At 50.3% G+C, this 12599-nt stretch carries 13 protein-coding genes; 9 read left to right on the top strand and 4 right to left on the bottom strand.

Features of this window, described 5'->3' with window-relative positions; genetic code table 11:
• The 6 genes from V6Z81_05695 to V6Z81_05670 form a co-directional block, all read left to right on the top strand.
• A partial coding sequence (locus V6Z81_05695) for a periplasmic heavy metal sensor (GenBank protein ID MEG9861979.1) occupies positions 1-340 on the top strand: 340 nt, incomplete at its 5' end.
• Between the two features lie 227 nt (positions 341-567).
• The gene (locus tag V6Z81_05690) at positions 568-1692 is read left to right on the top strand and encodes an acyl-CoA dehydrogenase family protein (GenBank protein MEG9861978.1); all 1125 of its coding nucleotides are present in this window, start codon (positions 568-570) and stop codon (positions 1690-1692) included.
• A 44-nt stretch (positions 1693-1736) separates the two neighbouring features.
• Entirely contained in the window at positions 1737-2969 is a 1233-nt protein-coding gene (locus V6Z81_05685; GenBank protein ID MEG9861977.1) for an acyl-CoA dehydrogenase family protein, read from the top strand.
• A 37-nt stretch (positions 2970-3006) separates the two neighbouring features.
• Entirely contained in the window at positions 3007-3732 is a 726-nt protein-coding gene (locus V6Z81_05680; GenBank protein MEG9861976.1) for an SDR family NAD(P)-dependent oxidoreductase, read from the top strand.
• A 36-nt stretch (positions 3733-3768) separates the two neighbouring features.
• Positions 3769-4812: a tRNA dihydrouridine(20/20a) synthase DusA gene (gene dusA, locus V6Z81_05675; protein MEG9861975.1), complete on the top strand. Its 1044-nt coding sequence runs from the start codon at positions 3769-3771 to the stop codon at positions 4810-4812.
• Complete coding sequence (locus V6Z81_05670; GenBank protein MEG9861974.1) at positions 4813-5709, top strand: sulfite exporter TauE/SafE family protein; 897 nt, start codon at positions 4813-4815, stop codon at positions 5707-5709.
• Here the strand turns inward: V6Z81_05670 and V6Z81_05665 are convergent.
• The 4 genes from V6Z81_05665 to V6Z81_05650 are packed head-to-tail and all read right to left on the bottom strand — an operon-like array spanning position 5706 to position 8906.
• The gene (locus V6Z81_05665) at positions 5706-7205 is read right to left on the bottom strand and encodes a phosphomannomutase/phosphoglucomutase (GenBank protein ID MEG9861973.1); all 1500 of its coding nucleotides are present in this window, start codon (positions 7203-7205) and stop codon (positions 5706-5708) included. The two genes, V6Z81_05670 and V6Z81_05665, sit on opposite strands and share 4 nt — an antisense overlap.
• Positions 7206-7230: 25 nt before the next feature.
• Positions 7231-7926: a TIGR02281 family clan AA aspartic protease gene (locus V6Z81_05660; protein MEG9861972.1), complete on the bottom strand. Its 696-nt coding sequence runs from the start codon at positions 7924-7926 to the stop codon at positions 7231-7233.
• Positions 7919-8128, bottom strand: a complete 210-nt coding sequence (locus V6Z81_05655) for a DUF1289 domain-containing protein (GenBank protein MEG9861971.1) — start codon at positions 8126-8128, stop codon at positions 7919-7921. Before V6Z81_05655 ends, V6Z81_05660 begins: the two co-directional genes overlap by 8 nt.
• Positions 8129-8138: 10 nt before the next feature.
• Positions 8139-8906, bottom strand: coding sequence for an adenosylcobinamide-GDP ribazoletransferase (locus V6Z81_05650; protein MEG9861970.1), 768 nt, complete (start codon positions 8904-8906; stop codon positions 8139-8141).
• Positions 8907-9016: 110 nt separating this feature from the next.
• Between V6Z81_05650 and cobT the strand changes: the two genes are divergently transcribed.
• The 3 genes from cobT to V6Z81_05635 all read left to right on the top strand — a co-directional run bounded on the left by cobT (position 9017) and on the right by V6Z81_05635 (position 12595).
• Positions 9017-10027 carry a nicotinate-nucleotide--dimethylbenzimidazole phosphoribosyltransferase gene (cobT, locus tag V6Z81_05645; protein ID MEG9861969.1) on the top strand — a complete coding sequence of 337 codons (1011 nt, stop codon included), beginning with the start codon at positions 9017-9019 and terminating at the stop codon, positions 10025-10027.
• 178 nt (positions 10028-10205) lie between these two features.
• Positions 10206-11396 carry an acyl-CoA dehydrogenase family protein gene (locus V6Z81_05640; GenBank protein ID MEG9861968.1) on the top strand — a complete coding sequence of 397 codons (1191 nt, stop codon included), beginning with the start codon at positions 10206-10208 and terminating at the stop codon, positions 11394-11396.
• 65 nt (positions 11397-11461) lie between these two features.
• A complete protein-coding gene (locus V6Z81_05635) occupies positions 11462-12595 on the top strand; it encodes an acyl-CoA dehydrogenase family protein (protein ID MEG9861967.1) in 1134 nt (377 codons plus the stop codon).
• Positions 12596-12599: the final 4 nt, after the last annotated feature.

Raw genomic sequence — 12599 nt, 5'->3', positions numbered from 1 at the left:
TCTTATGTCGTCCATACCTGCCGATGTGCGTAGGGATATTCGCCGAAGCCTGAAAGACGCACGGCCCGCGATCAGGGCGACGATGAGACAGGCCGGTGAGCAGCGTCAGGTGTTGGCGATCGCTCTCGCCATAACGCCGTATGATTCAATGGCGGTGGGTCAGGCATTTGATAATATGGTTGAAAGTTATGAAGAACTGATACCGCCTGCCCGCAGAATTTTTCTCTCGGCCATAGAAAAACTGGATGATGAAGATCGCCTTAAAGCCTCTGAAGCGCTGGCCAATATGGATTTCCATAAGCGACGCGGTTGGCCTCGTCATTGGCGAAGGGAATGGTAATAGGGATGACGGTGATACTGACTAATAAATTCCCATAGGGAACTTCTCATAAACCCCTTTTATATCGTCTTTTTTAACTGCCCCGCCCGTCCATTCTAGCGTGGTGGGGCATAACTTTATAGGCAGGTGTGGGCATTAATCTTGGCCTTAGGACAATATCTGTATATGCTGGGAAGATTGCTTAGCCTCACTAAACAAGAGACCAAGAGATATAAGGAAGAGGGCTTATGAATTTTGATTTTTCTGATGACCAAAAACTGCTCAAGGATCAGGCGCGCAAATTTCTAACAGATAACTGTCCTCTAACTGAGGTGCGGGATGTTTTGGAAAATGACAAACCCCATGCGGAGAAAATTTGGAAAGGGATTGCGGAGATGGGCTTTTGTGGTGCGGCCATACCGGAGCAATATGGAGGATTAGGCCTTGGTGCTCTGGAGTTATGTGTGGTGGCAGAAGAGCTCGGGCGCGCATTAGCTCCAATACCTTTTTCGTCTAGCATTTATTTGTTTGCTGAATCCTTAAAATTGGCAGGTTCTGAATCTCAAAATCAGATGTGGTTGCCAAAAATTGCATCTGGAGAAAGCATAGGAACTCTCGCCATGGCCGAAGGGGTAAATACACCGGGGCCGAATACAATTCGGGCAGAGTTTTCTGGTGGCACACTGTCGGGAATTAAGTTACCGGTTCCTGATGCCGAAGCATCAGATGTAGCGGTTGTTCTATGTCGCACAGGAGGACAGGGTGAGCGAGCGCTTTCTCTAGTATTAGTAGATTTGTCATCTAAGGGTATTACACGTCGTTCGGTCAAGACGCTAGATGCCTCCCGTTCTTACGGTGAGATAAATTTCGACAAAGTTCCTGCTGAGTTGTTGGGAGTAGAGGGCGAGGGCTGGTCTCATGTTCAGCGTGTGCTGGATGGAGCGGCAGTGTTGTTTGCCTTTGAGCAGGTTGGTGGGGCAGAGGCCGCTTTGGAGATGGCTAAATCTTACGCGTTGGAGCGTTATGCCTTTGGCCGTTTGATAGGTTCTTACCAGGCCATCAAGCACAAATTGGCAGACATGTATGTGCGCAACGAGTTGGCGCGTTCTAATGCTTATTATGGCGCTATGATGTTGAATACAGATGGTGCTGAGTTGCCTATTGCGGCAGCTGCCGCTCGTGTGGCGGCTAGCGAGGCTTTTTGTTATGCGGCCCAGGAAAATGTGCAAACCCATGGTGGTATTGGTTTTACTTGGGAAGGTGATTGCCAGTTTTTCTATCGTCGCTCACGGCTTTTGGCGTTAGCGCTGGGCAGTGAAACTCAATGGAAAGAAAAACTGGTTAGGCATCTTGAGGCTAAAAACGCTGCTTAATGGGCGGCGGGTGATATTTTTAGTTGTGATAGGAGGAAGGACTCATGGATTTTAACGATTCTCCGGCAGAAGCCGAGTTCAGAAGTGAAGCGCGAACATGGCTAGAGCAAAATGCTACCCCCAGAAAAGAAGGTGAGCGGGCTCAGCGAGCATCTTTGTATGCGGGGGACGAGGATGCCCTCAAAAAGGCTCGTGTGTGGCAGTCTAAGAAAGCTGATGCTGGTTATGCGGCGATTACATGGCCCAAGGAATATGGCGGTATGGGGGGTACGCCTATCCAGTCGGTGATTTACAACCAAGAAGAAGCCAATTATTCCGTGCCGGATGGCTATTTCAGCATTGGTCTTGGTATGTGCATTCCTACAATGATGGCTTATGCCAGCGAAGAACAGTTGGAGCGTTACGTTCGGCCTGCTCTTCATGGTGAAGAAATTTGGTGTCAGTTATTTTCGGAACCATCGGCGGGGTCGGATTTAGCAGGCATTCGTACGCGTTCTGAGCGGGATGGGGATGATTGGATTATCAACGGCCAAAAAGTATGGACATCTGGTGCTCATTATTCTGACTATGGTATTCTGGTTACACGTTCAGACCCCGCCAAGCCGAAGCACAAGGGGCTTACGTATTTCTTCTTAAATATGAAGTCACCCGGCGTTGAGGTGCGGCCCATTAAGCAGATTACTGGTGAGGCAAACTTCAACGAGGTGTTTTTCACCGATGTGCGTATTCCTGATAGTCAGCGTTTGGGTGAGGTCGGTGACGGCTGGAAAGTGTCGCTTACCACTTTGATGAATGAGCGGTTGGCTATAGGTTCAGGCACAGGCTTGGACTATGGAGAATTGCTGTTGTTGGCGCGTCAGATGGAACTGGAAACGGGTCCTGCTATCCGCAATGATGCGGTGCGTCAGAAAATTGCCGAATGGTATGTGCAGACAGAAGGATTGAAATATACGCGTTATCGTACTCTGACGGCCCTCTCTCGTGGTGATACACCGGGTCCTGAGTCATCTATCGGTAAAATTGTCTCTGGTCCTAAGATGCAGGACTTGGCATCCTTTGCTACCGATATGGCCAGCATGGGAGGCATTATGATGGGCCAAGATGCACCCCTTAGTGGTGCCTTTCAGGGACAATGGCTTGGGAGCGCGGGGTTTCGCATTGCCGGCGGTACGGATGAAATCCTGCGCAACATTATCGCGGAGCGGGTTTTAGGATTACCTCAGGACATCCGTGTTGATAAAACAGTGCCTTTTAACGAACTGCCGAGCGGTCGCTAAGTAGCACAAAACTACCCTAAGGCAGAAAGTATAAGGTATGGCAAAGTCGGCCATTGTGTTTGGGGTTGGAGCTAGCAGAGGGTTGGGTGCGGCTTTAGTGAGACGTTTTGCCCGTGAGGGTTATCATGTTGTGGTGACAGGGCGCACGGCAGACAAACTCTCTATCATTGTTGATGAAATCAAATCTATAGGGTTTTCGGCGTCTACCGGTGTTGTTGATGTTACCACCGGTGCGGGTCTTGGTGATGCTTTTGATGACGCGCAAAAAAGCGGGACATTAGAGGCTGTGCTTTATAACGTGGGCAACAATGCGATTATTCCGTTTATGGATTTGGAAGCTGATACGTTTGAGGCCTTTTGGCGAGTCGGTTGTTTGGGTGGATTTTTAGTGGGCCAAGAGGCTGTCCGTCGGATGTTGCCTGCTGGACGGGGGTCTATTTTGTATACTGGTGCGTCGGGTTCTTTGCGGGGGCGGGTCAATTTTGCTCATTTTGCATCTGCTAAGGCGGGGTTGCGGGCTATGGTTCAATCCATGGCACGTGAGTTTGGCCCACAAGGGTTGCATGTGGGCCATGTTGTTATTGATGGAGTTATTGATGGTGATATGGTGCGCTCTCGCTTTAACGATTACATAGAGAGCAAAGGAGATGATGGCGCGCTTGCTCCGGATGCCATTGCGGATGCCTTTTGGAGTGTGCATTGTCAACCGCGCTCTGCGTGGACGCAAGAGATTGATCTACGTCCTTGGGTTGAAAACTGGTAGAGTGGTTGATATCTGAATCCGCAAGGAAAGTTGCAGTTGAATATTTTCGCTAATCCGTCTGATAATCGCCCATCACGGAAGCAGGGAAGGCGTGTATCTGTTGCTCCCATGATGGGGCGTACGGATAGGTTTTGCCGCTATTTTTTGCGTCTCATTACACGTCATAGTCTGCTCTATACAGAGATGATAACCGTCAATGCCCTTATTCATGGGGACGCTGAGCGGTTGTTAGCGTTTGATGAGGCGGAGCATCCGGTAGCCTTGCAGTTGGGAGGGAGTGATCCTGTTTTGTTGGCTCGTGCAGCGCGTATGGGAGAAGATGTCGGATATGATGAGATTAATCTCAACGTAGGTTGCCCGTCGGGCCGGGTGAAGGGCGGCGGATTTGGTGCCTGTTTGATGGGTGATCCGCAAAGAGTGGCCGATTGTGTTGCTGCCATGAGGGGGGTTGTTCGTATTCCGGTTACCGTTAAATGCCGTATTGGGATAGACGACCAATACCCCCAAGAAACATTGCCGCAGTTCATAGAGCAGGTGTGCTCGGCAGGATGTCGCGATTTTATCATTCACGGGCGTAAGGCTTGGCTTGAAGGGTTAAGTCCGGCGCAAAATCGTACAATCCCTCCTTTGGATTACAGTGTAATCTATGGAGTGAAGGCGGCGTTTCCTAATGTGTTTGTCAGCCTGAATGGTGGGGTGGGCTCTGTTGATGAGATAACCCATCATTTGAAATATGTAGACGGTGTCATGGTGGGGCGTGCCGCTTATGAGACGCCATGGATGTTGGCATCGGTGGATGAGAGCTTGTTTGGCGATAGGGCATCGCTACTGGATCGCCCAAGCGTTATTGAGTCGTTCATGCCTTTTGCAGAGCGCGAGCGTCAACGGGGTGTTCCTTTGCATCGCATAGTACGCCATGTTATGGGATTATTCGCAGGTCAATCTGGGGCACGGGCTTTTCGGCGATACCTTACGGAGCAATCTCATGGGCTAGAGGCAGAGGCTTCTGTGTTGCGCACAGCTGTTGCTTTTACGGGAGCATTCCATGAGTCTACCCATCATGAACGAAAGATAGCCTGAGTGGTAATCACAGACGATCCGGTTCTTATTGCGACCATAGCTGGTTTGATGCTGGCTACAGGACTTGTAGCGGGTTTAATGGCGGGTCTTTTGGGGGTAGGTGGCGGAATTATTATGGTTCCAGCTATGTTTTACAGTTTCACGCTTTTGGATGTAGAAGCATCTTTGCGGATGCATTTGGCAGTGGGATCATCTCTTGCCATCATTGTGGTGACCTCTATGCGCTCTGTTCGGGCACACTATAAGCGGGGTGCTGTGGATGCAGAGATTCTGAAGTCTTGGGGGCTACCGGTTATTGTCGGAGCACTGTTGGGGGTAGCCTTGGCAGGTATTATAGGCGGCAAGGCGTTAACGGGTTTGTTTGCGCTACTTGCTGCGTTGGTGGCGGGTAACTTGATGTTTGGTGAAGATACTTGGCGTCTTGGCGATCAACTGCCTAGGGGGGTAAGACGTTGGGGACTTGCCGGAGGCACGGGCCTGTTCTCGGCCATGTTGGGTATTGGGGGAGGTACGTTTGGCGTTACCATCATGACCCTTTACGGTCGCCCCATTCATCAAGCTGTTGGTACGTCTGCTGGGCTAGGTTTATTGATTGGTTTGCCTGGCATGGCAGGCTTTGTGGTGTCGGGGTGGGGAGTATCTTCTTTACCGCCCTTGTCTATGGGATATGTGAACCTTGCAGCTTTTGCCTTGATAACCCCGGCTACTATTTTAGCAGCTCCGTGGGGTGCGCGTATGGCCCATGCTGTATCGCGCGTTATTTTGACACATATTTTTGCGGGCTTTTTAACGGTTATGTCTGTGTTTATGTTTCTGGAATTGGCGGAGGAGGTCCGTAAGACAGAGACATCTGTTCTTGGGGGTGCAGAGCAAATGAGCGTTAGTTCATTGCCCTAGAGAGTTTGGTCATAAGAGCCAACGTCTGGAATGCGGGCAAGGCGGGTATTGATGTCGTCAAACAAGGTGCCCATGGCCTCTTCAGAGGTCGGACTTTCTACCACAACCACAAGACAGGGCTTGTTGGACGAGGCTCGCACCAATCCCCACCCACCATCACTAAGAGTCACCCGTACACCATTGATTGTCATAATGTCTGTTATGGGTAGTCCGGCAATGGTTTTACCGGCGCTGGCTTCTGCTTGGTATTGTTGGGTGAGTTCTTCAACCACCTGATATTTTTTTTCATCAGCACAATAAGGCGATATAGTAGGCGATGCCCATGTGGTAGGCAGAGCACTATAGAGAGCTGATAGCGGTTCGCCTCCTGCGGCACAAACCATATCGCAGACCATGATGGCCGATAAAATACCGTCATCATATCCATATCCCAGAGGGGGTGCCGGAAAATAATGCCCGCTCTTTTCAAAACCTGCCAGAGCGCCTACCTCTCGCATGCGGCGCTTCATGTGAGAATGTCCGGTTTTCCAATATTCTACCTGAGCGCCACGGGTTTGTAAGACCGGGTCTGTCATAAAAAGACCAGTGGATTTAATATCCACCACAAAACGGGCGTGTCTGTGTTGTTCTGCTAACATACGGGCTAGCATCAAACCAATTTTGTCGGCGAAAATTGCACGGCCTTTGTCATCAACCACGCCACACCTGTCCCCATCACCATCAAAGGCTAACCCTATATCAGCGCTGTTCTCGCGCACAGCCTTACCAAGGCTTGTCAACATGGCCATGTCTTCAGGGTTGGGGTTGTAGTGGGGAAATGTATAATCCGGCGTGCAATGAAGAGGAATAACATCTGCTCCCAACGCATCAAAAACTGGTGGCGCAAAAACTCCCGCCGTTCCATTACCGCAATCAAGCACCACTCTCAAGCGACGAGATAAGACAGGGCGGTTTGTTAGATTGCTCAAGTAACGTTCATTAAAACCCTCTACATAATGATAACGGCCCCCGCCGGTGCGCTCAAATTTACCCCCAAGAACAATATCTCGCAACTGAGCCATATCATCAGGGCCAAAGGTAACAGTTGGCTCCATGGCCATTTTGAAGCCCGTCCAGCCATTTTCATTATGGCTTGCAGTTACCATAGCCAACCCAGGAACGCCAAGGTCATGTTGTGCAAAATATGCCATAGGAGAGAGCGACAGGCCAATATCGTGCACCTCAAGACCAACCTCCATGAGGCCAACAATCAGAGCCTGCTTTATAGTAGCGCTATAGATACGGTAATCATGGCCTACGACAATGGCAGGCTTAGCGATTTGTTGCTTAATAAGAGTGCCAAGGCCCATTCCTAAAGCTTGAACACCCATCATATTGAGGCTGTCTGGATATAGCCAACGGGCATCATATTCCCGAAAACCGGTAGGAATAATCAGAGGTTCCACTTCATAAGCGGGTGTATTGGGGGTTAAATCGGAGCGGGGTGTGGGAAACATGGGTTAGAGTATAGGCGGGTTGGGATTATTGTTCCATAACCATCCGGTCACCATCAATGCGGAGAGTTTTGAGGTTTCCGAGAAAACTCATACCAAGGAGAGATACTCCAGACCCTGCAGGGAGAACAGATCCCCTTACATCGTTCAGAACAATAGATCCAATTTTGATACTGTGAATCTTAATAGGTGCCCCTAGGATAACACCGTTGGCTGTCTGATAGGGATGGGTGAATGCCAATTGGGTCATGTCAATGCCGACCCGTCGTGCATCTGAGAGTGTTAGACTTACGTCTGTAGCACCGGTGTCGGCTAGAAGTTGTACGTGGGTTCCGTTAATCAGGGCGTTAACGCGAAAATGACCACTCGTATCGCGCTGCAAACTCACTGAGCCGGAAGTGTGTGTTATGGGTTGCGCTGGTGTGATTTCCCCTGCTATGCGATCTCCCAATGCCACAAAAGCATCTCGATAGCTGTATAAAATAATTAATACAAGAGTGATGGCACACCAGATAAGTGCTTGTTTAAGGGCGAGGGTTGCCCTTTGCTGCCACCCAAGCACAACGCTACCTCCTATCACCGATAAAAGGGCAAGCCCATAGACTAGCTGGATTTGACTGTCGCGCCCTGACAAAGCATTTGGAGAGCGGTGCGCCAAAAACAGCACCAGCCCTGTAAGTCCTAGACCCAGCAGAGCAAGCCAAGTCAATCGATTATCACGCATCAGTATTGCTACGCATCTGGGTAGATTGTCGGCGGACGGATATGAGATCAAGAATCTCACGGCGTTCTTCAGGGGTGAACCGTGACCAATTGGCGATTTCTCCGAGCCGTCTGGTGCATCCTCTACACAAGCTGGACTTTCCATCAACAACACACACCCCGACGCAAGGACTATCAAGTACAGCCTCTTTCGGAGATGCCATAGTCATATCCTCAAGCAGAAGCCAGACACAGGCCTAGCAGGAAGGCAATTTCTGTAGCACCGATGGTTGTTCCTAAAATATCGCCCGTGTGTCCTCCAAAGCGCTGTTGGGCAAGGGAGCCAATAATACCGCCTGCCACCATAGCTAAAATTAACCCTGCAAGGGCAGCCCCAATGGGAATCAAAAGCAGGCAGGTCAGTAAAGCGATACCACCTGCCTGAAAAACGCCTGTCTTGTCCGGTTGGCCCATATCAGCTCCCAGACCGTCTTCATGAACCGAAGGCATAAGAAACGCCATGAAAACAGGAGCCGCACGAGACAAGCCGCCTGCCGCAATCAGGGCTGACAGAACGGCCCAGGGTACTGTCAATTCCGCAAGAGAGGCAATCAGCGCGACTTTTGCTAATAGCGCTAATATTACCGCAACAACGCCGAATGTTCCAAGACGGCTGTCCTCCAAAATGGCGAGGCGGTGGTCTTTGTCGCGCCCTCCAAGGCTATCCATCATATCGCCTAGAGCATCTTCGTGCATGGCGCCGGTGATAATTGCTTGTGCGGCAACCGCTAATACAGCGGCTAACAATAGGGGCAGCCCCACTGCCGCTAGTCCACAAAATATTAACCCCGTCAGTAGGCCCACAATAACACCGGCTACCGGAAATGCGCGAGTAGCTTTTGTGAGAGAAAAAGAATTATCTCTACTTTTCCAATAATAGGTTACAGGTAGGCGGGTAAATAGAATTAAACTGGTGCGAATATCAAAGAACCAGTCAGTCAAGAGAGAGTTCTCCCACCTCTGCTTTTTTGTTTTTTCTATCATGGCTAATCATAACGGAATAAGCCATGATGCGCACGAGCTTTCTTTTTTAGCGATAGGTTGGGTTTGTGATGGTTTTGTCTTTTGAAGACGTGCGGGCGATGGCAGTAGAATTGTCGAGAGCGGATGAACGTGCGGCAACAGCCGCTAGAGAGCGCCAGTTGCAACTCGTAAAACCACCGGGTGCTTTGGGGCGCCTTGAAGATATCGCTGTCTGGCTGGCGTCATGGCGGGAGCAGGAACAGCCTATGCCTGTGAGGCCGGCACTTGTTGTGTGTGCTGGCAATCATGGGATTACCTGCCACGGTATATCGGCATGGCCGATTGAGGTAACCGCACAGATGGTAGAGACGTTTCGTAATGGAGGAGCTGCCGTCAATCAATTGGCTCAAGGGGTTGAGGCTCGTCTTGAGGTGGTGGACTTAACATCGTGGGGTTTGACGGGAGATATCACACAGGAAGCGGCTATGGATGAGGCGGGGTGTGTGGCAGCGATGAGAGCTGGGATGGAGGCGGTTCCGAATGATTGTGATCTTTTGGGACTTGGTGATATGGGTATTGGCAATACGACCATTGCGGCTGCTTTGTGTTGTGCTTTGTTTGGGGGACAGGCACAAGAGTGGGTCGGGCCGGGTGCGGGTAGTGATGAGGCGGGCATAGAGCGTAAATGTGCGGTTGTTAGCCGAGCCTTAACGCATCATGCAGACCTTCTTGATGACCCTCTTGAGATCTTGCGCAGGCTTGGGGGGTGGGAAGAGGCTGCCCTTGTAGGGGCAATTTTAGAGGCTCGCTTAAGGCGTATTCCAACGCTACTGGATGGTTATGTGGTATCGGCGGCAGCGGGAGTTTTACATGAATTGGTGTCGGGGGCATTAGACCATTGTTTGGCAGCGCATTGTTCGGCAGAGCCGGCTCATCGTCGTTTATTGGAGGTGCTGGATAAAGCGCCTCTGCTGGATTTAGAGATGCGGTTGGGGGAGGCCAGTGGTGCGGCTTTGGGATTAGGGCTTGTTCGGGCGGCGGCGGCGGTCCACAAGGGCATGATAACATTTGACGAAGCTACTATAGACGGGGGTAGTTAGCCGGTCCGCCATGGTTATCAGACTTGGAAACTGGGCTGTATTGGTCTAGGGTGGTATATCCACTGGGATATCTCTCCTGAGTGCTGTTAATGTAACTTAGGAGACTTCTGGTTTGCGTTATTTAGGCCTTTGGGGTCGTGGGTAAAAACTGCTAAGACAGGTCGTAAGGAGTTATAGCATGGATTTAAGTTTCAGCGCGGATGACCTTGCATTTCGTGATGAGGTACGTCAGTTCATAGAGGATAATTTTCCTGCCGAGTTAAAGGAGCGCGATGACCGGGCTTCCATGAGCAAAGAAGACATGCTGAGATGGCATCGTATCTTGCACAAGAAAGGCTGGGTAGCTCCTTCATGGCCGAAGGAATATGGCGGGACGGGATGGTCTGTCACACAGCGCTATATTTGGGGTGAGGAGAATGCCCGTGCAGGTACGACGGCGCTGTTGCCGTTTGGACTTAGCATGCTAGGGCCGGTTGTTTATACTTTTGGCAATCAGGAGCAGAAGGATTATTTTCTGCCCCGTATTCTTTCCGGAGAGCATTGGTGGTGTCAGGGTTATTCAGAGCCTGGTTCAGGGTCTGACTTGGCGTCGCTGAGAACTCGTGCTGTGCGCGATGGTAACGATTATATAGTTAACGGCCATAAGATATGGACGACCCTTGCCCAGCATGCGGATTGGATATTTTGTCTGGTGCGCACGAGCACTGAAGGTAAGCCTCAGACGGGAATTTCTTTTCTGCTGATTGACATGGAAACGCCGGGTATTACGGTGCGTCCGATTATCACTATTGATGGGTCGCATGAAGTCAATGAGGTCTTTTTGGAGGATGTTCGTGTACCGGCCAAAAACCTTATAGGTGAAGAGAATAAAGGCTGGACATACGCCAAGTTTTTACTTGGCAACGAGCGCTCTGGTATTGCTGGGGTGGCGCGTTCTAAAAAGGCGATAGAGCAGCTTAAAGGCATCGCGCGGGCTGAGATGTCGGATGGGGAACCTCTCATTAATGATAATGATTTTCTGAACAAAATATCTGAGACAGAGATTGACTTAACGGCGCTTGAATATACGGAGTTGCGCACGTTAGCGGCGGAGAGTCGGGGTGAGGGTCCGGGTCCAGAGTCCTCTATTTTGAAGGTTAAGGGTACGGAAATCCAGCAGCGCATCACGGAGTTGACCCTTGAAGCTGTTGGTTACTACGGTATGATTCAGACACCACGTCAGGGTGAGATGAGTAATTATACTCGTGTTGGTCCGGATTATGCGGAAGGAGTAGCGCAGGAGTATTTCAATATGCGTAAGACGTCCATTTATGGTGGCTCCAATGAAATACAGCGCAACATTATCGCCAAGATGGTGCTTGGCCTTTAGGCATTTGATACCTAACACACCTATAATTATTACTCTGTAACAACTGGGCTGCCGGAGGGTTATTCATGGATTTTTCTTTTTCTGAGGAGCAGAATTTGCTACGCAATATGGTGCAGAGTTTTGTTCGGGACAATTACGATTTTGACACACGGCGTGGCATTATTGAGAGTGCTGAGGGCTGGCGATCTGATTATTGGAAGCAATTTGCTGAGTTGGGGTTGTTGGCGGCTCCTTTTTCGCAAGAGTTTGGCGGTCTTGGAGGTAGCTCTATTGATGTGATGGTGATCATGGAGGAATTTGGTAGCGGCCTTGTGGTAGAGCCTTATTTGGAAACAGTCGTGCTAGCGGGCGGGTTGTTGCAAGCGGGTGCGCCGGCAGGGCAACGTGAAGGTTTGATTAACAGCATAACAAGTGGTGAGGCTGTGTGGGCTTTGGCATGGTTTGAACCTCAGGGCCGTTATAACCTAGCTAATGTTACCACAACTGCGAAGAAAAAAGGTGATGTTTTTGTTCTTAATGGCCATAAGGCGGCTGTTGTAGGCGGCCCGTGGGCCAATCATCTCATTGTGTCGGCTCGGACCTCCGGAGGGCAGGGTGATGAAGCCGGAGTGACCCTGTTCATGGTGGAAAAAAACGCCAAGGGTGTCAGTGTTCAAGACTATACAATGGTCGATAGCAAGCGGGCTTGTGATGTGACTTTCGAGAATGTGAAAGTGGGTACGGATGCTGTTATAAGCGAGGTAGATAATGGCTTGGATCTGTTAGAGTCTGTGGTCAACGCGGGCATTGGCGCGTTATGCGCTGAGTCTGTTGGCATCATGAAGAGACTTAATGAAGCTACTTTGGAGTATTCTCGCACTCGCAAGCAGTTTGGCGTTCCTATAGGCTCGTTTCAGGTATTACAACATCGCATGGTGGACATGTTTATGGCCTGTGAAGAGGCTGTTTCCATGACGTATATGGTGAACATGAAATTGAGCGATGAAGCTTCTGCCGAGCGTCGTCGTGCGGTCTCCGGTGCTAAGGTTTTGATTGGCAAGGCAGGCAGGGCTATAGGTCAGGAGGCCATCCAGATTCACGGTGGCATGGGTATGACGGAGGAGTTGAATGTTGGCCATTATGTGCGGCGTTTGACGGTTATAGATGGCCTGTTTGGCGATGTTCCGTATCATATCAAGCGTTTTAGCGCTACGGGATAAAACG

The organism is Parvularculales bacterium (assembly GCA_036881865.1).
Lineage (GTDB): Bacteria > Pseudomonadota > Alphaproteobacteria > JAPOUT01 > JBAJNM01 > JBAJNM01.
Note: the sequence above shows the minus strand (reverse complement) of the source record. Positions and strands in the feature narration are given on the sequence as shown.

What these genes read in the sequence shown, in the direction of transcription:
- cobT (MEG9861969.1), top strand. Translation starts at nt 9,017, where the DNA reads ATGGTTTTGTCTTTTGAAGACGTGCGGGCGATGGCAGTAGAATTGTCG.
- V6Z81_05635 (MEG9861967.1), top strand. Translation starts at nt 11,462, where the DNA reads ATGGATTTTTCTTTTTCTGAGGAGCAGAATTTGCTACGCAATATGGTG.
- V6Z81_05655 (MEG9861971.1), bottom strand. Translation starts at nt 8,128, where the DNA reads ATGGCATCTCCGAAAGAGGCTGTACTTGATAGTCCTTGCGTCGGGGTG.
- V6Z81_05665 (MEG9861973.1), bottom strand. Translation starts at nt 7,205, where the DNA reads ATGTTTCCCACACCCCGCTCCGATTTAACCCCCAATACACCCGCTTAT.
- V6Z81_05640 (MEG9861968.1), top strand. Translation starts at nt 10,206, where the DNA reads ATGGATTTAAGTTTCAGCGCGGATGACCTTGCATTTCGTGATGAGGTA.
- V6Z81_05660 (MEG9861972.1), bottom strand. Translation starts at nt 7,926, where the DNA reads ATGCGTGATAATCGATTGACTTGGCTTGCTCTGCTGGGTCTAGGACTT.
- V6Z81_05690 (MEG9861978.1), top strand. Translation starts at nt 568, where the DNA reads ATGAATTTTGATTTTTCTGATGACCAAAAACTGCTCAAGGATCAGGCG.
- V6Z81_05680 (MEG9861976.1), top strand. Translation starts at nt 3,007, where the DNA reads ATGGCAAAGTCGGCCATTGTGTTTGGGGTTGGAGCTAGCAGAGGGTTG.
- V6Z81_05685 (MEG9861977.1), top strand. Translation starts at nt 1,737, where the DNA reads ATGGATTTTAACGATTCTCCGGCAGAAGCCGAGTTCAGAAGTGAAGCG.